The sequence below is a fragment of the Cellulomonas sp. NS3 genome (assembly GCF_024757985.1).
Classification (GTDB): Bacteria; Actinomycetota; Actinomycetes; order Actinomycetales; family Cellulomonadaceae; genus Cellulomonas_A.
Window position 1 is genome coordinate 651,536 of the sequence record NZ_CP103289.1, and the last position, 21,194, is coordinate 672,729.

Annotated in this window: 18 protein-coding genes; 13 read left to right on the forward strand and 5 right to left on the reverse strand. The window is 74.9% G+C overall.

Annotated features, from left to right (window positions below; all coding sequences use genetic code 11):
* Positions 1 to 189: 189 nt before the first annotated feature.
* The 4 genes from NXY84_RS03005 (at position 190) to NXY84_RS03020 (ending at position 4,270) form a co-directional block, all read left to right on the forward strand.
* A complete protein-coding gene (locus NXY84_RS03005; RefSeq protein ID WP_258725692.1) occupies positions 190 to 1,665 on the forward strand; it encodes a LamG-like jellyroll fold domain-containing protein in 1,476 nt (491 codons plus the stop codon).
* Between the two features lie 152 nt (positions 1,666 to 1,817).
* On the forward strand, positions 1,818 to 2,933 hold the full coding sequence (locus tag NXY84_RS03010) for a hypothetical protein (RefSeq protein ID WP_258725693.1): 1,116 nt from the start codon (positions 1,818 to 1,820) through the stop codon (positions 2,931 to 2,933).
* 116 nt (positions 2,934 to 3,049) lie between these two features.
* Positions 3,050 to 3,259: a hypothetical protein gene (locus NXY84_RS03015; RefSeq protein WP_034627781.1), complete on the forward strand. Its 210-nt coding sequence runs from the start codon at positions 3,050 to 3,052 to the stop codon at positions 3,257 to 3,259.
* Between the two features lie 72 nt (positions 3,260 to 3,331).
* On the forward strand, positions 3,332 to 4,270 hold the full coding sequence (locus NXY84_RS03020) for an Fpg/Nei family DNA glycosylase (RefSeq protein WP_258725694.1): 939 nt from the start codon (positions 3,332 to 3,334) through the stop codon (positions 4,268 to 4,270).
* 112 nt (positions 4,271 to 4,382) lie between these two features.
* Here the strand turns inward: NXY84_RS03020 and NXY84_RS03025 are convergent, their stop codons facing one another.
* On the reverse strand, positions 4,383 to 4,553 hold the full coding sequence (locus tag NXY84_RS03025; RefSeq protein ID WP_258725695.1) for a hypothetical protein: 171 nt from the start codon (positions 4,551 to 4,553) through the stop codon (positions 4,383 to 4,385).
* 41 nt (positions 4,554 to 4,594) lie between these two features.
* On the opposite strand from NXY84_RS03025, the gene NXY84_RS03030 reads away from it, so the two are divergent.
* The 4 genes from NXY84_RS03030 (at position 4,595) to NXY84_RS03045 (ending at position 11,008) form a co-directional block, all read left to right on the forward strand.
* Positions 4,595 to 5,542: an LLM class F420-dependent oxidoreductase gene (locus NXY84_RS03030; protein ID WP_258725696.1), complete on the forward strand. Its 948-nt coding sequence runs from the start codon at positions 4,595 to 4,597 to the stop codon at positions 5,540 to 5,542.
* A gap of 851 nt (positions 5,543 to 6,393) precedes the next feature.
* Positions 6,394 to 8,121, forward strand: a complete 1,728-nt coding sequence (locus NXY84_RS03035; RefSeq protein WP_258725697.1) for a glycosyltransferase family 2 protein — start codon at positions 6,394 to 6,396, stop codon at positions 8,119 to 8,121.
* Positions 8,118 to 8,879 carry an HlyD family efflux transporter periplasmic adaptor subunit gene (locus NXY84_RS03040; RefSeq protein WP_258725698.1) on the forward strand — a complete coding sequence of 254 codons (762 nt, stop codon included), beginning with the start codon at positions 8,118 to 8,120 and terminating at the stop codon, positions 8,877 to 8,879. The genes NXY84_RS03035 and NXY84_RS03040 overlap by 4 nt, the downstream gene beginning before the upstream one ends.
* On the forward strand, positions 8,876 to 11,008 hold the full coding sequence (locus NXY84_RS03045) for a glycosyl hydrolase (RefSeq protein WP_258725699.1): 2,133 nt from the start codon (positions 8,876 to 8,878) through the stop codon (positions 11,006 to 11,008). The genes NXY84_RS03040 and NXY84_RS03045 overlap by 4 nt, the downstream gene beginning before the upstream one ends.
* Here the strand turns inward: NXY84_RS03045 and NXY84_RS03050 are convergent.
* The gene (locus NXY84_RS03050; protein WP_258725700.1) at positions 10,945 to 12,246 is read right to left on the reverse strand and encodes a glycosyltransferase 87 family protein; all 1,302 of its coding nucleotides are present in this window, start codon (positions 12,244 to 12,246) and stop codon (positions 10,945 to 10,947) included. The two genes, NXY84_RS03045 and NXY84_RS03050, sit on opposite strands and share 64 nt — an antisense overlap.
* A 160-nt stretch (positions 12,247 to 12,406) precedes the next feature.
* Here NXY84_RS03050 and NXY84_RS03055 point away from each other — a divergent pair, with 160 nt between their 5' ends.
* Positions 12,407 to 13,738, forward strand: coding sequence for a uracil-xanthine permease family protein (locus NXY84_RS03055; protein ID WP_258725701.1), 1,332 nt, complete (start codon positions 12,407 to 12,409; stop codon positions 13,736 to 13,738).
* A 49-nt stretch (positions 13,739 to 13,787) separates the two neighbouring features.
* On the opposite strand, the gene NXY84_RS03060 is transcribed toward NXY84_RS03055, so the two are convergent.
* Together NXY84_RS03060 and NXY84_RS03065 are read right to left on the reverse strand one after the other, a co-directional pair.
* Positions 13,788 to 14,432, reverse strand: coding sequence for a LytR C-terminal domain-containing protein (locus tag NXY84_RS03060; RefSeq protein ID WP_258725702.1), 645 nt, complete (start codon positions 14,430 to 14,432; stop codon positions 13,788 to 13,790).
* Positions 14,429 to 14,728: a type II toxin-antitoxin system VapB family antitoxin gene (locus NXY84_RS03065; protein WP_034627795.1), complete on the reverse strand. Its 300-nt coding sequence runs from the start codon at positions 14,726 to 14,728 to the stop codon at positions 14,429 to 14,431. Before NXY84_RS03065 ends, NXY84_RS03060 begins: the two co-directional genes overlap by 4 nt.
* A 248-nt stretch (positions 14,729 to 14,976) precedes the next feature.
* On the opposite strand from NXY84_RS03065, the gene NXY84_RS03070 reads away from it, so the two are divergent.
* The 3 genes from NXY84_RS03070 to NXY84_RS03080 all read left to right on the forward strand — a co-directional run bounded on the left by NXY84_RS03070 (position 14,977) and on the right by NXY84_RS03080 (position 19,648).
* Positions 14,977 to 17,784, forward strand: coding sequence for a bifunctional diguanylate cyclase/phosphodiesterase (locus tag NXY84_RS03070; protein ID WP_258725703.1), 2,808 nt, complete (start codon positions 14,977 to 14,979; stop codon positions 17,782 to 17,784).
* Positions 17,781 to 18,635: a transporter substrate-binding domain-containing protein gene (locus NXY84_RS03075; protein ID WP_258725704.1), complete on the forward strand. Its 855-nt coding sequence runs from the start codon at positions 17,781 to 17,783 to the stop codon at positions 18,633 to 18,635. Before NXY84_RS03070 ends, NXY84_RS03075 begins: the two co-directional genes overlap by 4 nt.
* An 89-nt stretch (positions 18,636 to 18,724) precedes the next feature.
* Positions 18,725 to 19,648: a LysR family transcriptional regulator gene (locus NXY84_RS03080; protein ID WP_258725705.1), complete on the forward strand. Its 924-nt coding sequence runs from the start codon at positions 18,725 to 18,727 to the stop codon at positions 19,646 to 19,648.
* Here the strand turns inward: NXY84_RS03080 and NXY84_RS03085 are convergent.
* Positions 19,633 to 20,901: a YeiH family protein gene (locus tag NXY84_RS03085; RefSeq protein ID WP_258725706.1), complete on the reverse strand. Its 1,269-nt coding sequence runs from the start codon at positions 20,899 to 20,901 to the stop codon at positions 19,633 to 19,635. The genes NXY84_RS03080 and NXY84_RS03085 overlap by 16 nt on opposite strands.
* A 122-nt stretch (positions 20,902 to 21,023) precedes the next feature.
* Here NXY84_RS03085 and NXY84_RS03090 point away from each other — a divergent pair, with 122 nt between their 5' ends.
* Entirely contained in the window at positions 21,024 to 21,164 is a 141-nt protein-coding gene (locus NXY84_RS03090; RefSeq protein ID WP_258725707.1) for a chromosome partitioning protein, read from the forward strand.
* The last annotated feature ends 30 nt before the right edge of the window (positions 21,165 to 21,194 follow it).

Sequence of the window (21,194 nt, forward strand, 5' to 3'; positions counted from 1 at the left end):
GTCCGTGCCGAAAAGCCGCACGCGTGTCTGCGCGGTCCACTACCGTGCGACCGGCGTCGCTCCGCACCGGCAATCCGCCCGGGTCCTGCGTCGAGCGGCCGGACGCGTCAAGGGGGCGCCGTGCGAGTGTCGATGCAGGTCAGGAACAACCCGGTGGGGAAGGCCCACCGGCTCCGGCGAGGTGCGCTCGTGAGCGCCGTCCTCGCCACCGCTGCGCTGCTCGCGCCCGGCACAGCGGTGGCGTCTCCGGGTGCCGCGCCGGCCGGCGGAGCGGCGGCGTACCCCGCCCGGAACCACGCACCCGCGGCCCCGGCCGACCTCCGCACGACCGACCCGGACGCGCGCTGCGCGGCGGACGGCTCTCCGGTGGCGGTCCGTGGTCTCACGCCCGTGCTGCACGCGACGCTGACCGACCCGGACGGCGACGCCGTCACGGCCACGTTCACGCTGCGCGACGGCGCGAGCGGCAAGCGCCTGTGGGGTGCGGTGACCAGCGCCGCGCAGGTCTCCGGCGCCGACCACGCGGTGCGTGTGCCGGAGGGGCTGCTGCAGGACGGCCGGACGTACGAGTGGCGCGTGCAGGCGAAGGACGCGAAGGGCCGCAAGAGCGCGACGGTGCGGTGCCGCATCGCCGTCGACGCGACCGCGCCCGCTGCGCCCGAGGTGAGCGCCGTCGCCGGGGCCGCGGCCGTGTACGTCGAGGACGGCACCGCCGGCGGGATCGGCGTCGCCGGGGATCTCCGCTTCGAGGCCGCGGCCGCCAGCGGCACCGTCGCGTTCCTCTACGAGGACCTGCAGACCCGCACCCGCCTCGAGCTCCCGGCCGGGGAGACGGGCCTGACCTACCGGTACGTCCCGACGGTGGCCGGGCCGCAGTGGGTCCGGCTGACCGCGGTCGACGCCGCGGGCAACGTGAGCGCCGAGCGGTTCTACCGCTTCACGGTCGACAGCCCGTCCCGCGACGCCCGCTGGCTGCTCGACGAGCGCTCCGGTGCCGTCGCCGCCGATCTCACCGGGACCCGGCCGTTCGCGCTCTCGGCCTCCACGACCTGGACCGGCGGGGTGCTCGCGGACCTCGCGAACCGCCCGACGGACGGTGCGCTGCTGTTCGACGAGCCCGGCGACTCCGCCACCACGGCCCAGGCGGCCGTCGACGCGGCCGGGAGCTACTCGGTGCTCGCCTTCGTCCGGCTCGACGAGACCGGCACGGCCCGCACCGCGGTCAGCCAGGACAGCGCGCGCGGTGCGGCGTTCGAGCTCGGCACCCGCACCGACGGGTGCCCCGAGGGCACGGCGGAGTGCTGGGCGTTCACGGTCCCGGGTGCCGACGCGGACGCCGCTCCGGCGGTCGCCGTCTCCGCCGTCCCGGTGACCGCCGGGTCCTGGGTCATGCTCGCCGGCCTGCGTGACGCCGGAGCCGGCACCGTCCAGCTCAACGTGTGCGACCTCGGCTCCGCCTCCGCTCCCGGCGAGGGTGACACGGTCCGCGGCACCGCCGTCCCGGCGCCGACGTCCGCGTCCGCGGCCGGGCCGTTCCGGCTCGGTGCGGCGCTCGCGGACGGTGCGCACGCGCGGACCTGGGCGGGCGCGGTGAGCGCGCTGCGCACCTACGACGGCGTGCTCGGCACCCCGCAGCAGTTCATGGCCTGCATGAGCGGGTCCTGACCCGCGGGGGCGTCCTCCTGCGGGAGGGCGCCCCCGCGCGGCGGGACAGCCGTGCCGGTCCGGGTCGGAGGTCCCAGGCCGGACGGGTGTGCAGCTCCTAGCGTTGCGGGTGCCGCTCACCACCGGCACTCCGCACACACCTGGGGCCACCGATGACCACCACCGTGATTCCCGCGACCACCCGTCGCACGCCGCGTCTGCGCACGCCGGGACTGCGCACGCTCGGCCACCGCGCCGTCGGGGTCGCCGCCGTGACCGCGTTCACCCTCGCCGGGGGCGCGTCCCCCGCCTCGGCGCACGAGCGCTGGTTCGCCGAGCCGGCCGACGGCGGCGACTGGAGCTTCTTCCTCTCCGCCCTGCCGCTCGCCCTGACCGCCGTGATGGTCGCGGTGACCGTCGGGTGGCGGCTCGTCGCGCGCCGGCTCCCGCGGCCCGAGCTCGGGTTCCTGCGACCGCTGAGCCGGCTCACGCCCTACGTCCCGCGGCTGCTGGCGATCCACCTCGGGGTCTCGCTGCTCGCGTTCTCCGTCACCGGCGCGTTCCTGACGCCGTCGCTCCCGCTCGACGAGGTCCCCGGCGGCGCGTTCGCGGGCGTCGTGCAGGCCGCGGTCGGCATCTGGCTCGTGACCGGGGTGCGCCTGCGCTGGGCCGCGCTCGGCGTCGTGCTCCTCGGCCCCCCGGCGCTGCTGGCCGCCGGTCCGGTCGGGCTGCTCGAGACGGCCGGGCTGCTCGGCATCGCCGGCTTCCTCGCGGTGCTCCCCCCGTCGGACGGGACCTTCGGCCGCGTCGACCCCAGCCCCGAGCGGCTGCGCAGCGCGCTGCTGCTGCTGCGCGTCGGGGTCGCGGTCGCGCTGGTCTCGCTCGCGTTCAGCGAGAAGTTCACGAACCCCGAGCTCGCGCGGAACACCCTGCACGAGTACCCGCAGCTCGACGTCCTCGCGCTCGCGGGGATCACGGTCAGCCCCGACGTGTTCATCGCGGTCGCCGGCGCGGTCGAGCTGCTGTTCGGGCTGCTCGTCCTGTCCGGGGCGATGCCGCAGGTCGCGGTGCCCGTGGCGATGGTGCCCTTCAACGCGACGCTCCTGATCTTCGGCACGACCGAGGTCGTCGGCCACCTCCCCGTCTACGGGGTGTTCCTCGCACTGCTCGTCTACGGCTCGGACCCCCGGACCGCGCCCGCGGTGCCCTGGCTGCCGCGCCGGGCGGACGCCGGGGCCCTCCGCGACCTGCTCCTCCGCCCCACCGGGCCGCGCGAGGCGCTCGCCTGACGGACCGCCGGCCCGCCGGTCCTGGCCGCGGTGCGCGCGGGCCCGACTTCGCGTCTCGCGTCCGGGTAGGGGAGACTTGCCCGGTCGGTTGTCCACGGTCCGAAGGGGTTCATGAGATGTCGAACGACGGTGCGGGCGTTCCCGACCACGAGGCGACGCCGCAGCGAGCGAAGGGCATCGTCCTGTTCGTCCTGACGTTCGCGATCTTCCTCGCGGGGTTCTGGATCATGGCGGTCGGCTTCGACCAGCAGTCGGGGCTCATCTTCGGCGGCGGCATCCTGGCCTCGACGCTCGGCGTGATCCTGCCGTCGATCCTCGAGCCCTGAGCGCTGCCGGGACCGGACGGCGCATGACGACGACGCCGCGGCGCGCACCGCGCGGACAGGCCTGACGACGCCGTGCCCGAGGGCCACACCGTCCACCGCATCGCCCGCCAGCTCGAGCGCGACCTCGTCGGGCACCGCCTGCGCGTGACCTCCCCGCAGGGGCGGTTCGCCGCCGGCGCGGAGCGGCTCGACGGGCGCGTGCTCGTCGCGTCACGGGCGGTGGGCAAGCAGCTCTTCCTCGAGTTCGAGGGTGAGCTCGTGCTGCGCGTCCACCTCGGGCTCTACGGGGCGTGGGGCCTGCACGGGCGGGTCACGCCGCTCGACGAGGGACTCGTGCCGCTCGCGAGCCTCGGGGCGCCGCGGGCCCGCCGTGCGGTCCGGGTCGGCGAGGGCGAGAGCGAGCTCGCGGAGCCGGCGGGCGAGGACCTGCCGTTCCCCCCGCCGCCCGTCGGGCAGGTGCGGGTCCGGCTCCTCAGCGAGGAGACAGCGGCCGACCTGCGCGGGCCGACGGCCTGCGAGGTGCTCGACCCCGGTGCGGCGGCCGTGGCGGCCGCGCGGCTCGGCCCGGACCCGGCCGCGTTCGACGAGCCGGGTGCGCTCGCCGCCGCGGGGGAGCAGGTGGTCGACGCGGTGACGTCGCGCGCGACGGCGGTCGGTGCTCTGCTCATGGACCAGTCGGTGGTCGCGGGGATCGGCAACGTGTACCGCGCGGAGCTGCTGTTCCGTGCGCGCCTCGAGCCGCACACGCCGGGGCGGCGCGTCCCGCGCGAGGTCGTGCGCGCGCTCTGGCAGGACTGGACCGTGCTGCTCGCCGACGGGATCCGCACGGGCGTGATGCTCACGCGCGAGGACCTCGACGAGGCGGGCCGGGCGCGCGCGCTCGTCGACCGGGACGCGCGCCACTGGGTGTACCGCCGCGCCGGGCTGCCGTGCCACGTGTGCGGCACCGCGGTGCAGGTCGAGGACATGGCGACCCGCAAGCTCTACTGGTGCCCCGTCTGCCAGGTCTGACGCGCCCGCCGGGGTGGCGGCGCCGGGGCGGGTGCTGTGGCGGCGACGCCGTGCGTGCGCTCCGCCGACTCGGGCGGCGGCGCGGCAGGCGGCGCGCCGGCTGGGCCGCAGCTCAGCGCACCCGGCGCTGCAGCGCGCGCAGCTCACGGAACCCGACGGCCGCAGCCACCAGCCCGGGCACGAGCGCCCACGTGCGGCCACGGGCGGCCGCGGCGACGCACACGAGCGCCACGACCGCGCAGCCCACGACGGTCGCGACGCTCGCCCAGCGCACGGATCTCACCGACCCGACGGTACCCGTGGAGCCGTGAAAGGCTGCTCCGCATGGACCTGAGGATCTTCACCGAGCCCCAGCAGGGGGCCACGTACGACGACCTGCTCGCGGTGGCGCGCGCGACCGAGGAGCTCGGCTACGACGCGTTCTTCCGCTCCGACCACTTCCTGCGTATGGGGGACGGCGACGGCCTCCCGGGGCCGACCGACGCGTGGACGACGCTCGCCGGCCTGGCACGGGAGACCTCGCGCATCCGGCTCGGGACGCTCGTCTCGTCGGCGACGTTCCGGCACCCCGGCGTGCTCGCGGTCCAGGTCGCGCAGGTCGACCAGATGTCGGGCGGGCGCGTCGAGCTCGGTCTCGGCGCGGGCTGGTTCGCGCAGGAGCACGCCGCCTACGGGATCCCCTTCCCCGAGAAGCGCTTCGGCATCCTCGAGGAGCAGCTCGACGTCGTGACCGGGCTGTGGGGCACGCCGGTGGGCGAGAGGTTCTCCTACGAGGGAGCGCACTACACGCTCGCGAGCTCGCCGGCGCTCCCGAAGCCGGTGCAGCACTCGCCGCTCGACCCGTCGCGTGCGGGCGTGCCGATCATCGTCGGCGGCAACGGGCCGCGCCGGACCCCGGCGCTCGCGGCACGCCACGCGGCGGAGTTCAACATCGTGTTCCCGGAGCTCCACGAGGTCGGCGCCAAGCTCGACCGGGTGCGGGACGCGTGCCGGGCGATCGACCGTGACCCCGCGTCGATGATCTTCTCGGCGGCGTTCCTCCTGTGCGGCGGCAAGGACGACGCCGAGGTCGAGCGGCGCGCGGCGGCGATCGGCTGGGACGCGGCCGAGGCGCGTGCGCGCGGCATCGCGGGGACCCCGACGGCGATGGTGGACCGGCTCGGTGCGCTGGCCGAGCAGGGCATCTCGCGGGTCTACCTCCAGGTGCTCGACCTGCAGGACCTCGACCACCTCGCGCTGGTCGCGAGCGACGTCGCCCCGCAGCTCGGCTGAGCCGCGGGCGGTGGGTGTCGTGGGGGCCCGCGTGCACCGCACGGGGGCCCTCGCCGCGTCACGGACCGGTGTGGCGGCGCCGAGCAACCGGGTGCACGTGGCACGGCGCCGGGGTCGACGGGCCTGTGCGGAATGCCATTCCTGTCCACCCGCAGCGTTGAGGCGGGGCAGGCGACGCGCGAATGCGGCATTTTTTCGCCCCCGTTTTCCGGCGGGAACGTGCTCGTCCTTTCGTCGTCTCTCGCGCGCGGGCGGCGAACGGGCGCCGACGGTCGACCGCACGCCCGACACCACCTGGTCATGGCCCGGCCATGGCGAGGTCACCCGCAGGACAGGTCCGGGCCGCGCGCGGGCGGCGGGCGGCAGGGGTGGACGTCTGTCCAGGTCAGCGAGCTGGACTCGCGCCATCGGCTCGTTCGACGAACGCGCGCGTCGGCGCGACCCGAGGTTGCCGACCGACCGTCCGGATCGCCTTGGACACCCGTCCAGTCCCGCCCCGGACGGGTGAGTTGTCTCGATGTGTGAGATGAGAACGGCCTAATTCCGACATCCTGGGCGCACGGCGGAAGTGTCGATGACCTGCACAGAAAGTGACGGAGAGCGCTTTCCGGCGACCATCGTGTGAGGCAGGGCACGTGAGCGAGCCCTGGGCAGGGCCGCTCGACCGCCTGTAACTTCGAACTACCACGGGGGAATGTTCCGGATCTGTCCGGCTCGCCGGATTCCGATCTTGATGACACTCAGCGCATCCCCGCCGTGGGCGATCTGACGCCAGCGAAGCCGTCGCACCAGGCGACGAGGTAGGCAATGCCTCGAAGCCCACACGTGAAACGCGACCGCGGGGGCTCTCTATGGCAACCACAACGTTCAACCGGCTCATGACCGAGCCACGCAGGACCGACAACCCGAGCACGGCTCCGGCCCGCAACCCGGAGAACGAGGCGGCCCAGTCGCCGTCCCTGATGCTCCTCGTGCTGCTCGCCAGCGCGGGCATCCTCGTCTACGCCGTGTTCCTCCTGAACCCGAGCAACCGCGGCGACTGGCTGCCGTACTCGATGGTCATCGTCGCCGAGGTCATCCTCATCACCCAGGCGCTGCTGTCGATGTGGACGATCCTGTCCAGCGGGCACAACCCGCGAGGGTTCGCCTTCCACCACGCACAGGACACCCTGTACGACATGGCGGAGATCATCCGCCGTCGGGCCGAGGACGCGCCGGAGCAGTGGCGCATGTACGTCAAGGACCGCCCGGTGACGGTCGACGTCTTCATCACGACGTACGGCGAGGACATCGAGACCATCCGGCGCACGGTCACGGCCGCCGTCGCGATGAAGGGCGAGCACCTCACCTGGGTGCTCGACGACGGACGCTCCGACGAGGTCCGCGACCTGGCCGCCGAGCTCGGTGCGCGCTACGTGCGCCGCCTCACGAGCAACGGCGCCAAGGCCGGCAACGTCAACTACGCGCTGTCGATCACGAGCGGCGAGTTCTTCGTCATCTTCGACGCCGACTTCGTGCCGCTGCCGGACTTCCTCTACGAGACCGTCCCGTTCTTCGCGGACGACGACGTGGCCTTCGTGCAGACGCCGCAGACCTACGGGAACCTGCACAACCTCATCTCGCGCGGTGCCGGCTACATGCAGGCCGTGTTCTACCGGTTCATCCAGCCGGGCCGTAACCGGTTCAACGCCGCGTTCTGCGTCGGCACCAACGTCATCTTCCGCCGTACGGCGATCATGGACGTCGGCGGGATGTACTCCGACTCGAAGTCCGAGGACGTCTGGACGTCGCTCATGCTCCACGAGCGCGGCTGGCGCACGATCTTCATCCCCATGACGCTCGCCGTCGGGGACACCCCGGAGACGGTCGAGGCCTACACCAAGCAGCAGCTGCGCTGGGCGACGGGCGGCTTCGAGATCATGCTCACGCACAACCCGCTGTCGCGGAAGCGCAAGCTCACGATGGACCAGCGCCTGCAGTACACCGTCACGGCGACGCACTACCTGACGGGCATCTGCCCGCTCCTGCTGCTCCTCGTGCCGCCGCTGCAGATCTTCTTCAACCTGACCCCGATGAACCTCGACCTGACGATCGGGACCTGGCTGCTCTACTACGCCGGCTTCTACGTCATGCAGATCGTCGTGGCGTTCTACACCCTCGGGTCGTTCCGGTTCGAGGTGCTCATGCTCGCCGCCGTGTCCTTCCCGATCTACGTCCGTGCCCTCGTGAACGCGATCGTCAAGCGTGAGCAGAAGTGGCACGTGACCGGTCAGAAGGGCGCCGTGAGCTCGCCGTTCAACTTCATGATGCCGCAGGTGTGGTTCTTCGCCTTCCTGCTCATCACCACGGTCGTCGCGGTCTGGAAGGACCTCGGGAACGGCTACTTCTCGCTCGCCCTCGCCTGGAACGCGACCAACACCGTGATCCTCGGCGCATTCGTCCTGACGGCCGTCGGAGAGGCGCGCCGCAACAAGAGAGCCAACGCCGCCGCGAAGAAGAAGCCGGAGCCTGCCACCGCGCAGCTCGAGGCGCCGCGTGAGGCCGTGCTCGTCGGATCTACCACCGGAGGTGCCGCATGACCTGGGCCAATCGATTCCGCCTGACCCTGGGGCTCGTCGCCGTTCTGGCGCTGGGTGCCTGGCTGACCTTCTACCTCAACGACTCCAAGGCCATCGCCACGAGCTCGAGCGCGCAGATCGAGTCGAAGACGTACGCCGTCGGCTCGCAGTACGCCGGCCTGGTCGTCGACCAGCTCGTCGAGCAGGGTGACGTCGTCACCGAGGGCACGCCCCTGTTCGTGATCGACAGCGCCACGCTGCGCCACGACGTGTCGATCGGGTTCGCCCCCGGCCCCACGCCCGGTCAGCGGATCAACGAGGCCGGGCAGGTCGAGGTCCTCGCGACCGGACCGGGCACCATCGCCCGCATCGAGGCCACGCGCGGCACGTTCGTCCCCGCCGCCGCCGTCCTCGCGCAGGTCGAGAAGGAGGGCTCGCTCTACGTCAAGGCCGAGTACACCCTCACGGCCAAGGAGTACGCCCGCATCGACGAGGACGCCGCGGTGTCCATCGTGCTGCCGAACGAGCAGACCGTCGCCGGCCGCGTCACGGGCATCGAGGTGCAGACCGTCGCGAGCAAGGCCCAGGCCATCGTGACCGTCGAGAGCGACAAGCTCGTCTCCGGCAAGGCCAACGGCCTCATGGCTGCGGGCACCCCGGTGAACGCCGAGCTCCAGCTCAAGAACGACGGCGTCGTGACCGACGTCGCCGCCTCCGTGGACGAGGTCTTCACCGACGTCTCGACGTCGGTCAAGGGCCTCTTCGGGAGCGGCGAGTGACGGCCCGTCGAGGGACCGTCATCGGCATCGTCGCCGCAGTCGTCGCCGTCGTGGTCGCCGCGGTGGTCCTCCTCGGAGGCCGCGGGACGGACGGCAGCACCAACCAGGCGGGGGTCGCGCGAGCGGCCAGCGTCGAGGGTCCGGAGGACGCAGCCCTCCCCGAGGTGGACACCCAGGCGCTCGTCGAGGGCCTGGAGCAGAAGGCGGTCGCGAAGATCGCTCCCGTCCGCCTCGCCGAGGGCCTCGTGCCCCCCACGAACCGCTGGTTCAGCGGGCTCGTCTTCGGTGACGAGCCGCAGCCGGTGTTCCCGCTGCCGGCGTCGTTCGGCCTGACCGACTCCGGTTTCGGCGTCGGGATGCCGAAGCCGGTCACGAGCGAGAAGGCCATCGTCGCGCCGCACGTCCCGGGCGTGACGGTCGACGCCGGCGCGCAGGACGTCCGCATCAGCGCGTACGACACCGCGACCGTCTCGATGGAGCTGCTCGACGGCGAGGGCGCGGTGCTCGGCACCGTCGTCATCGCCGAGGGCTCCCCGTTCGCGTCCTTCACGGCCGGTGACTCCGGGGCGTCGCTCACGCTCGACGCGGCGTTCACGCCCGCCGAGGGTGCCACCGCCGCCGAGGGCACGAGCGTCGCGACCGCGACGACCGACGGCTCGGACTACGGCCTCGTGACGCCCGAGGGCGCGCTCGAGGGCAGCAGCGTGACGCTGGAGGCCGGCGCCTCGGCGACGGTCTACCCGCTGCCGCAGGACGCGTCGGACGAGGCGCTCACGGCGCTCGCCGAGGCCGCGGCCGACCCGGTCGTCGGGTCGGAGCTGTCCTACGGCGTCAACGAGCAGGTCGCCCGCACGACGATCGGCTACGTCACCGCGTCGGGCTCCCCGTCCGCGTACGTGACGATGCCGCACCACCGCCTGGGCGAGCAGCCCCAGCGGGCGGACTGCGCGATCGGCGAGTACGCGAGCGTGTACGGCACGCTCGAGCTGTGCGCCGGCTCGACGCTCACCACGTGGGCGCCGACGGTCGAGCCGCAGGGCGAGCTCGACCTGGCCGACATCCCCGAGGACAAGCTCACGGTCATCCGCGAGCAGGTCGCGAAGGACGTCGAGTCCACGGTCCCGTTCCCGTCCGACACGTACTTCGGCGGCAAGGCGCTCAACCGCGCCGCGACGCTCGTCGTGCTCGGCGAGCAGGTCGGTGCCGAGGACGTCGTGGCCCCGCTCCGCGAGAAGGTCACCGAGACCCTGCTCGAGTGGGCGGACCCGGCGCGCTGCGGGACCGAGGAGGCACGCTGCTTCGTGTACGACGACGCGGCCAAGGGTGTCGTCGGGCTCACGCCGTCCTTCGGGTCGGACGAGTTCAACGACCACCACTTCCACTACGGGTACTTCCTCGCGGCGGCGGGCCTGCTCGCGGCCGACGACGAGGACCTCAAGGACCAGCTCGCGCCGGTCATGGACGTGCTCGCGCAGGACATCGCCGCGGTCACCGCGTCCGAGTGGTTCCCCGAGCTGCGCAACTTCGACGTGTACGCGGGTCACGCGTGGGCCTCGGGCACCTCGCCGTTCGCGGACGGCAACAACCAGGAGTCGAGCTCCGAGGCGATCAACGCCTGGAACGGGCTGGGCCTGTGGGCCGCGACCTCGGGGCAGGACGAGCTCGGGGTGCAGGCCACCTGGCTGACCTCGGCCGAGGCCGCCTCGACCAAGGCGTACTGGACCGACCCGGACCTCGAGGACCCGGTCTTCGAGGGCTTCGACCACGAGGTCGTCTCGCTCAACTGGGGCGGCAAGCGTGACTACGCCACCTGGTTCAGCCCGGACCCGGGCGCGATGCTCGGCATCCTGCTCCTGCCGATGAGCCCGGTCTCGGGCTACCTCGCGGGCGCCCCGGAGGGCATCCGGGCACGTGTCGCGGAGGGCACGCCGGACGGCTGGGAGGCCAAGTTCTCGGACTACATCCTCGCGTACTCGGCGCTCGCCGGGCCTGAGGACGCCGCGACGGCGTGGGACGAGGCGCAGAAGCTCTCGGACGAGTGGATCGACGACGGCAACTCGCGGGCCTACCTGCTCGCGTGGATCGCCGCGGTGGAGTCCGGCGGGGTCCCCTCGCTCCCCACCTCCTGAGGTCGGCCCTCCTGGCGGACGACGGCACGCGCCGTCACCGCCAGGAGGGCCACCAGCAGGACGTTGCGCAGCACGAGCGCGAGCGTGACCACCGCGTCGCCGCCCAGCAGGCCGTTGTACCCGGTGGGGAACACGACCTGGGTGAGCCCGGCGACCACGAGCACGAGCACGGCGGTCACCTCCCAGCCCCGCAGCCGCAGGGCGAGGGCCACGACCACGGGCGGCGCGAGCCACCCGACGAACTGCGGCGACCCGACCTTGTTGAACACGATGAGGGTCGTCGCCACGAGCAGCGCGCCGCGCACCACGAACGCCTCCACGGCGACCGAGGTGCCGGCGCGTCGTCGTGCCCACCACAGGAGGGCCGTCACCGCGGCGAGCGCGAGCACGAGCGCGAGCCCGAGCGAGTCGGCCGCGAGCTGTGCGCCCGGGCCGTGCACCTCGTACGTCACGAGCTCCTCGTTGAGGCGCCGCTCGACGGCCGGCGTCACGAGCGCCGCGACCATCCACGGCGTCGCGCCGACCGACTCGACCTGCAGCCCGCGCTCGCCCTGCTCGGTCAGGAAGCTGCCGAGGTGCGGGAGCCCGCCGCCGAGCGCGACCGCGCCGACCACGACGGCGCACACGACCGCGGGCGGCAGCACGACGTCACGCCACGGGCGCCGCGCGACCACGACGAGCGGGAGCAGCAGCGCCCCCGGCGCGACCTTGATCCACGCCCCGATCGTGAGCAGCGCCGAGGCGACCGCGGGGTGCCGCGCCGCGAGCACGAGCGCCACGACGACGATCGGCGCGACGACCGCGTCGAGGCGGCCCATCGCGACCGGTCCCAGGGCGGCGAGGAACGCGAGCCACCACCATGCACCGGCGGTCGACGCGCCCCGGCGCGGGCGCAGCAGCAGCGCCAGCGCGAGCGCGTCCAGCACCGTGACGAGGGCGGCCCACGCGAGCATGTACGTGCGCGTGTCGACCGTGTCGACGAGGCCCGGCACGAGGAGCGGGACGAGCGCCCCCGCGGGGTAGACCCAGTCGCCGTCGAGCACCGGCCACGTCCCGTTCTCGAGCCCCTGCCACATCCAGAACCGGTACAGCTCGAGGTCGTAGAACGCCTCGAGCGGCAGCCGCACCGCGCCGAGCCAGGCGAGCCAGGCGTGCACCGCGAGGAACGCGACGACGAGCAGCACGCGCTCGACGACCACCGGCGCGCGCGGGCGCAGGGGCGGGGACGGCGTGCGCACGGGGACCTCCGGGCGGGAGCAGGGGCGGGTCCCGACGTCGTGCCCCGCCGGGCGAGCACACCCTAGCGCCGGCGGCGTCGCGCACGCCGAGCGGTCCCGCACGGTCCGCCCCTGCCGTCGCTAGTCTTCGCTGAGCCCTGCGGAGCAGAAGGAGCACCACGTGAGCACGAGCACGACCGGTCGACGGTTCGTCGGATGGCAGCTGCACGGCGACGGCCGGACCGTCCGACCGGACGCCGTCGTCGGGCCCCACGAGCGCCTGAGCTGGCCGCGGACCGTGGGCATCGGCATGCAGCACGTCGTGGCGATGTTCGGGGCGACGTTCCTCGTCCCGCTGATCACGGGGTTCTCGCCCGCGACGACGCTGTTCTTCTCCGCGATCGGGACGGTCGGCTTCCTGCTGATCACCGGGAACCGGCTCCCGAGCTACCTCGGGTCGAGCTTCGCGTTCCTCGCGCCCATCGGCGCGGCGACCGCGTCGGGCGGCCAGTCCGTCGCGCTCGGGGGCGTGCTCGTGACCGGTGCGCTGCTCGCGGTCGTCGGCCTCGTGGTGCACCTCGCGGGTGCGCGCTGGATCGACGTCGTGATGCCCCCCGTCGTGACCGGCACGATCGTCGCGCTCATCGGCCTCAACCTCGCGCCCGCCGCGTGGGGGAACGTGCAGAGGGCGCCGCTCACCGCGATCGTCACGCTGCTCGCGATCATCCTGGTCACGGTCCTGTTCCGCGGCCTGCTCGGGCGGCTCGCGATCCTGGTCGGCGTGGCCGTCGGGTACGTCGCCGCGGTCGTCCAGGGCCAGGTCGACTTCACGACGGTCGAGGAGGCCGCGTGGGTCGGGCTGCCGACGTTCACGACGCCGACGTTCGACCCCGCGGTCCTCGGGCTGTTCGTGCCCGTCGTGTTCGTGCTGATCGCCGAGAACGTCGGCCACGTGAAGTCGGTGGCCGCGATGACGGGGACCGACCTCGACCACCTCACGGGCCGCGCGCTGCTCGCCGACGGTCTCGCGACGACCCTCGCGGGTGCGGGCGGCGGCTCGGGCACCACGACGTACGCCGAGAACATCGGGGTCATGGCCGCGACGAAGGTCTACTCGACCGCGGCGTACTGGGTCGCGGCCGGCGCCGCGCTGGTCCTGAGCCTGTCCCCGAAGTTCGGGGCGCTCGTGGCGACGATCCCCGCGGGCGTGCTCGGCGGTGCCACGACGATGCTCTACGGGATGATCGGCATCCTCGGCGCGCGCATCTGGGTCCAGAACCGCGTCGACTTCTCCGACCCGGTCAACCTCACGACCGCCGCGGTCGCGCTCGTGGTGGGTATCGCCAACTACTCGTGGACGCCCGGCGACCTCGCGTTCGAGGGCATCGCGCTCGGCACAGCGGCGGCCATCGGGATCTACCACCTCATGCGGACGCTCTCCCGGTGGCGCGGGACGCACGACGAACCGGCGAGCCCCGCGTCCGTCCCGGGCGGCGACGAGCTGCGGCACTGACGATCCGTCGAGGGGTGCCGCGGCACCCCTCGACGCGACGGTCGGTGGGTCAGCCGGCGGCCTCGCCCTCGGCCGCCGGGGGAGCGGGGCCGACGACCGGCACGGGTGTGAGCTGCTCGAGCGGCACGCAGCCGGTCGGCGTCGGGATCGGGGCGGCGGCGTCGCCGACGACCTCGTCCGCGGGGACCAGCCCCTCGAAGCCCTCGCCGAGCGCGAGGTCGACCGTCGCGTCCGCACGGTCGTCGAGCTGGAGCTCGACCTCGTCGAGGTGGTCCCACAGCGCGTAGGCCGACGCCACGCCCGACGCCCCGTAGGAGATCCGGCCGACGCCCTTGAGCGGCGCCGCGTTCCCGGTGGCGCCGGCCACGAAGCCGCGCGTCGTGAGGTCCCCGAGCGTCGAGCCGGCGAGGTTCGGGCGGCCCGAGCCGTTGTAGACGTTGACCGTGACGGTGCCGGCCGCCGCCGGCATCGCGCCCGCGGGCGGGCACGGGGCCACGACCGCGAGGCCCGCGGTGGGGCTCGGCGTGGAGAAGTCGCGTGCGAGGAACGGGACGTCGACCGTGTCGGTGTACACGGCGGCCGCGCCGAGGCCCGCGAGCGCGAGCGACGCGAGCAGCACGCCGAACACGACGGCCTGGCGCTCGTGCACCTGGCGCCGGCGCAGGGTGCGGGCGCGGTCCGGGTCGACGCTCATGACTCCATCACCAGGACCCGCGCGTGCAGGATCGGGCGCTGCTGGAGGGCGGCCCGCACGGCGCGGTGCAGGCCGTCCTCGAGGTACATCACGCCCTTCCACTGCACGACGTGCGCGAAGAGGTCGCCGTAGAACGTCGAGTCCTCCGACAGGAGGTTGTCGAGGTTCAAGGTGCGCTTGGTCGTCACGAGCTCGTCGAGGCGCACCTGGCGGGGCGGGACCGTGCCCCACTCGCGGGGCGTGACGAGCCCGTGGTCCGGGTAGGGCCTGCCCTCGCCCACAGCCTTGAAGATCACGGGCGCGAGTCTAGGTGCACGCGCGGGCGCCCGGAGGGTGGGCGCGCGCAGTGGACACGCAGGACGGCCGCGGCGCGCACCCTCCGGGCACCGGCGGGCGCGCGCGTCTGCGCCGAGCGGGTGAACTTCGGGTGCGGGCCGTCCGTTCTGCCCCGATCCGGGGCCCCGTGTTTGTCGGACCGCCCCCCGCGCGGCTATCAATGACGGAGGGGGCGACGACTGGCGCGCCCGGCGAAGGGGGCTCGCCGATGGGATCTGCCGTGCCGAGGCGACCCGGCCGGCGCCGCATGCACTGGGCGGCGGCGATCGCGGTGCCCGTGGGCGTCGCGCTCTCGGTCGCGTCCGCGGCGCTCGACGAGCACCGTCTGCGCGACCACGAACGGGTCGAGGTGGCGAGCGAGCTCGCGATCGCCTCGAGCGCCCTGCCGACGCGCCTCGACGTCCAGCGCGGCGTCGCGCTCGCCGCGACCCTCGTCGGCCCCGCGGACGCCGGGACGGACCCCGACGCGTGGGCGGGCCGCATCCAGGCCCTCGACGTCCAGGACCGCTCGGTCGCGACCCGTGCGGTGCTGTGGGTCGCGCCGGGTCCGGCCGAGGACCGCGCGACCGGCGCCGTCCCGCTCGACGTCGAGGAGCAGGGCGGCGGCTCGGGCGCCGGCGCCGAGGTCCGGCAGTCCGCCTCGTACGGCAGCTCGGCGCTGCTCGACGGTGTCGGGCTCGACGAGGTCGGCCGGGCGCTCGCCGCGGCGCGCGACAGCGGCGAGCCGCGGCTCAGCGCACCGTTCTGGTCGGGCGCCACGGGGCCCGGCGCCGCGGAGTCCGCGATCGCGGTGCCCGTCTACGGGGAGGGCGCGGACACGCCCGGCACGGTCGACGCCCGCCGCTCGGCACTCACGGGGTGGACGGTCGTGACGTTCCGCCTCGACTCGTTCCTGGGCGAGAGCATGCGCCACCTGCACCCGGGTGTCGCCGTGAGCGTGGTCGACGACGAGCTGGGCGTCGAGCTCGCCGCGTTCTCCACCAGCGGGCCCGTGGCGGAGCCCGGGCAGCGCCCCGCCGACGCCACCGCGGTCGACGTGACCCTGCTCGACCGGACCTGGACCCTCACCGGGTCCTCGACGCGCGTCGCGCCCTGGGTGTCGCTGCCCGTGCTCCTGGCGGGGCTCGTCATCACCGGGCTCGCGGCCCTCGTGCTCGTCGTGCAGGCCGACTCGGAGCGGCGTGCCGTCGCCACCGCCGAGGCGCGCACGCGGGACCTGCGCCGCCGCACGCGCGAGCTCGAGACCATCACGTCGAGCACGCCCGACGCGCTCGCCCGCGTGAGCTCCGACGGGCGCCTGCTCTTCGCGAACCAGGCCCTGATCGACCTCGTGCCGCTGCCCGCGGACTGGCCTGGGCGGCCCGTCGCCGAGCTCGCCACGCACCACACGCTCCTCGCGGCCGTCGCGGACCTCGCGGCGCAGGTCACGGCCGGCGGGTCGGACGGGCAGCTGCGCGTCGCTGCGGGGGACGGGCCGGGGGACGCGCCGGGGGACGCGCCGGGCGACGGGTCCCGCGACCCCTCGGGCGCCGCAGTCCCCGCCGTGACGCGCACCGCGTCGGTCGACGTCGGGCCGCTGTTCTACGAGCTGCGCGCCGTGCCCGAGGGGGCGCTCGACGACGGGGTCGAGTCGGTCCTGGTCGCCGCCCGCGAGATGACGCGGCGCCGCGACGCCGAGCGCCGGCTCGGGCACGCGGCGATGCACGACCCCCTGACGGGGCTCGCGAACCGCGTCCTCGTGCGCGAGCGCGCCGAGTGGATGCTCGGCACGCGCGGGCGCGGCGTCGCGGTCCTGCTGCTGGACCTCGACCGGTTCAAGCTCGTCAACGACTCCTACGGGCACGGCCTGGGCGACGAGCTGCTCGTGCTGGCCGCGCAGCGCGCCGAGTCCCTGACCCCGCGCGGCGGCGTGGCCGGGCGGCTCGGTGGTGACGAGTTCGTCATCGTCGTCCCCGACACGAGCCGCGCACGGGCGGAGGCGCTCGCCCGCTCGGTGGTCGAGGCGTTCGACGAGCCGTTCGTGCTGCACGAGGAGGAGTTCACCGTCGGCTGCAGCCTCGGCGTCGTGCACAGCGGCGACCGCGCGCAGAACTGGGACGAGCTGCTGCGGCTCGCGGACGTCGCGATGTACCGCGCGAAGGCCGCCGGCGGCGCGTGCTTCCGGTGGTTCGAGGAGGGCTTGGGCGACACCGCGCGCCAGCGCCTGCAGCTCGCGGCGGACCTGCGGCGGGCGGCGGGCAGCGACGAGCTCGGCGTCGCGTACCAGCCCGAGGTCGACCTGCGCACGGGGCAGACGATCGCCGTCGAGGCGCTCATGCGGTGGTCCACGCCGACCCGCGGCAACGTCCCCCCGTGCGAGTTCATCCCGGTCGCCGAGGAGACCGGGCTCATCGTCGGGCTCGGCCGGTGGATCATGCGCGACGCGGTCGTCGCGGTCGCCGAGCACAACCGGCGCTGCGGGGGCGACGTGCGGATGTGGGTCAACGTGTCGGCGCGCCAGCTCACGGGGCCGGACGTCGCCGCGGGCATCGTCGACCTGCTGACCGAGCTCGACGTCCCGACGCGCTGGCTCGGGATCGAGGTCACGGAGAGCGTGCTCGCCGACGACGAGCGGGTGCTGCCGACGCTCGTCGCGCTGCGGGACGCGGGGATCGGCGTCGCGGTCGACGACTTCGGCACCGGGTACTCGTCGTTCGCGCGCCTGCGGGACTACCCCGTGACGCTGCTCAAGATCGACCGGGCGTTCGTGCAGGGGCTCGCGGACCCGTCGCCCGAGGCCGCGGAGCGCGCCGCGCACATCGTGCGGGCCGTCGTCGCGGTCGGCCGGGCGCTCGGCGCGGACGTCGTCGCGGAGGGGGTCGAGGACGTCGAGCTGCTGCGCCACGTCCGGACGCTCGGGTGCGACCTCGCGCAGGGGTACGTCTTCGGCCGGCCGGGGACGCTCGCCGGCGCGATGGCCGCCGACGGGCAGGCGGGCCTCGCCCCCGGGCACGAGGCCCCGGCGGGCGTGCGGTGATCAGCCGACGCTCGGTGCTCGCCGCCGGCGTCGCGTCGGCGGCCACGGTGCTGCTCGGCGGGTGCGCGCGCGGCGACGACCTGCTGGCCGCGGGCCGTCGCGCCGGGTACCTGCGGCTCGGGATCGCGAACGAGCAGCCGTTCGGGTTCATGACCCGCGGCGCGCGGCCGACCGGGCAGTCCGTCGAGGTCGCGCGCGCGGTCCTGGCCGGCCTCGGCATCGAGGAGGTGCGCGGCGTCGTCACCGACTTCCCCGGGCTCATCCCCGGCCTGCTCGGGGGCGCGTTCGACGTGATCGCCGCGGGCATCGCCGTGACGCCCGAGCGCTGCGCGCAGGTCCGGTTCTCGGACCCCGTGAACTGCGTGCACCAGGGCCTCGCGGTGCGGTCCGACGACGAGCGCGAGCTGGGCTCCTACGACGCCCTCGTCGCGGAGCCGGCCCTGCGGGTGGGCGTGCTCCGCGGGTCGGTCGAGGAGGCGGACCTGGCGGCGGGCGGCCTGCCGCCCGAGCGCGCCCTCGCGCTGCCCGACCCGGAGAGCCTGCGGGTGGCGCTGCTCGACGGGTCGGTCGACGTGGTCGCGCTGTCGTCGGTCGCGGTGCGCTGGATGGCGCGCGGGCGGGACAGCGGTGTGCGCGTCGCGGGGGTCTTCGCGGCGGACGGCGGGACCGAGCGCTTCGCCGCGTTCGCGTTCCGGCCCACCGACTCCGCGCTCGCGGCCCCGTTCGGCCGGGTCCTGCGGCGGCTGCTGCGCGACGGCACGGTCGCCGAGCTCTCGGAGCCGTTCGGCTTCACCGAGGACGACATCCGGCCGGCGGTCGGCGGCACGGTCCGCGAGGCGTGCGGCGCCTGACCCCGCCGCTCGCGCCCGCCCCGACAGCCGCGGCGAGCCCGTGCCGCCCGGGACGGTGCCGCGTCGACCGGCGGGCATAGGGTCGATCGATGGCCCGGACCTCGCTCACGTCGCTCGAGCTGCTGGTCGCGATCGACACCAGCGGCAGCATCAGCGCCGCCGCACGCTCGCTCGGGCACTCCCAGCCGACCGTCTCCGCCGGAGTGCGGCGGCTCGAGCGCTCGCTCGGCCTGCGCCTCGTCGACCGGTCACCGCGCGGCTCGGTGCTCACCGAGGACGGCACCGCGGCAGCCGCCTGGGCGCGTGACGTGCTGACCGCGTCGGACGCGTTCGAGGCGAGCGTCTCGGCGCTGCGGGGCCAGGGCGGCACCGCCCACCTCGTCGTCGCGGCCTCGCTGACGGTCGCCGAGCACCTGGTGCCCGGCTGGCTCGGGGCGTGGCGGCGGCGCCGCAGCAGCGACGACATCGAGCGCACCCCCGCGGCCGTCGAGCTCATCGTGCGGAACTCCGCGGGCGTCATGCGCGCGGTGCTCGACGGCGAGGCCGAGGTCGGGTTCGTCGAGGGCACCGAGGTGCTGCGCGGGCTGCGGATGCGCACGGTCGCGCGCGACGAGCTCGTCGTCGTCGTCGACCCCGAGCACCCGTGGGCCCGCCGCCGCGAGCCGGTCACGGCGCACGACCTCGCGACCGGGCCGCTCGTGCTGCGCGAGAAGGGCTCCGGCTCGCGCGACACGCTCGAGCGCGCGATCGAGGCGGCCGGCGAGGCGCTCGCGGCGGACCTCCCGCAGCTCGGGTCGACCGCGGCGGTCAAGGCCGCCCTGCACGAGGGCGACGCGGTGGGCGTCGTCTCCGACCTGGCCGTCGCCGCGGAGCTCGCGCACGGCACGCTCGTGCGGGTCCCGACCGACGGCCTCGACCTCGGCCGGCGCCTGCGCCTCGTGACCCGCACGCACGGCGACCTCAGCCCCGCGGCGCGCGAGCTCGTCGCGATGGTGGGTCAGGCCAGCAGGTAGAGCCCCGCGAGGCTCACGGTCGTGGTGACCGCCGTCGAGACCGCGCCGAGCGCGAGCGCCCGGCCGCCGGTGCGGACCAGCGTCGGCACGTGCACGTCGGCGCCGAGCCCGAGCATCGCCGCCGTCAGCAGCGCCGTGCCCGCGACCCGGGCGCCGTCGAGCGCGGCGTCGGGCAGCACGCCGACGCCGCGCACGGCGACCGCCACGAGGAAGCCGACGACGAACAGCGGCACGAGCGGCGGGCGGCGCGGCGCCCTCACCGCACCCGGGTGCGGCGGGCCGCCCGCAGCGGCGCGGGTCGTGGTGGCGCGGGTGCGCTCGTGGCGGCGCTCGAGCCCGCCGACGGCCGCGACGAGGGGCGCGAGCAGCACGACGCGCGCGAGCTTGACGACGACGGCCACGGCGAGCGCCGCCGCCGAGACGCCCGAGGCGGCCGCCACGACCTGCGCGACCTCGTGCACCGAGGCCCCGATCCACACCCCGACCTGGCGGTCGTCGAGACCGAGCGGCGCCTGCGCGAGCGGCATCGCGACGAGCGCGAGCGACCCGAAGACCGTGACCATCGCGACGGCGGTCGCGACGGCGGCGTCGGGCCGGTCCGGGTCGGTGACCGTGCCGGGGGCCGTGCGGTCCGCCGTGCGGGCGTCCGGACGGTTCGCGGGGACGGCGGCGCTCATCGCCGCGACGGCGGCCGCGCCGCAGATCGAGAAGCCCGTCGCGAGGAGGAGCGTCGTGCGGCGGTCGACGCCGAGCCGGGCGCCCGCCCACCGGGTCGCCGTGAACGTCGCGGCGACCGTGACGACCACGAGCACGACCTCGCCGGGCCGCAGCGCCCGCACGGCGGGCAGCGAGAGCTGGAGGCCGAGCAGCACGACCCCGGCCCGCAGCAGGTGGCGCGCGGCCCATGCGGCCCCCGGCCGCGCGGCGTCCGGCAGGAGACCCGCGTTGCGCGCCACGGCGCCGACGACGATCGCGAGCAGCAGCGGGGAGACCGTGGGCAGGGCGCCGGCGGCGAGGAGGCAGGCGGCGGTGAGTGCGGCGACGGCGAGCAGCCCGGGGGCCAGGGCGCGCAGGCGTGCTGCGGTGCGCGGTGGCGCGGTGGTCTGCGTCGCGGCGGTCGGCGCCGCGGGGCCCGTGCGGGGGGCGCTCGCGGGTGCGGGTGCGGGTGCCGGTGTCGGGGTTGCGTCGTGTGCCGGCACCCCGGCCGGACGAGGGCCCGCGTGCGGTCCGGGAGGTGCGGGTGCGAGCGTCACGTGACCACGGTGCCCGTGCGGCGGGGCGGCCGGTAGGCCAGGTCGTGCATGGCTTCATAGCGTCGCGCTATGCCCGAGCGCGTGCGGATGCGGACGCCCACCGGCGGTGCCAGCGTGGACGCATGAGCGAGAACATCCCCGACAGCTTCGACCCGCAGCAGCCCGACCTGCCGACGCTCGCCGTCGACCCGGACCCGCTGCCCGACTCGCACGAGGGCGAGCCGCCGATGACCGAGGAGGACGAGCCGACCGCCGCGACCTGAGCCGCCGCGACGCGGGGCGGGGCCTCCGGG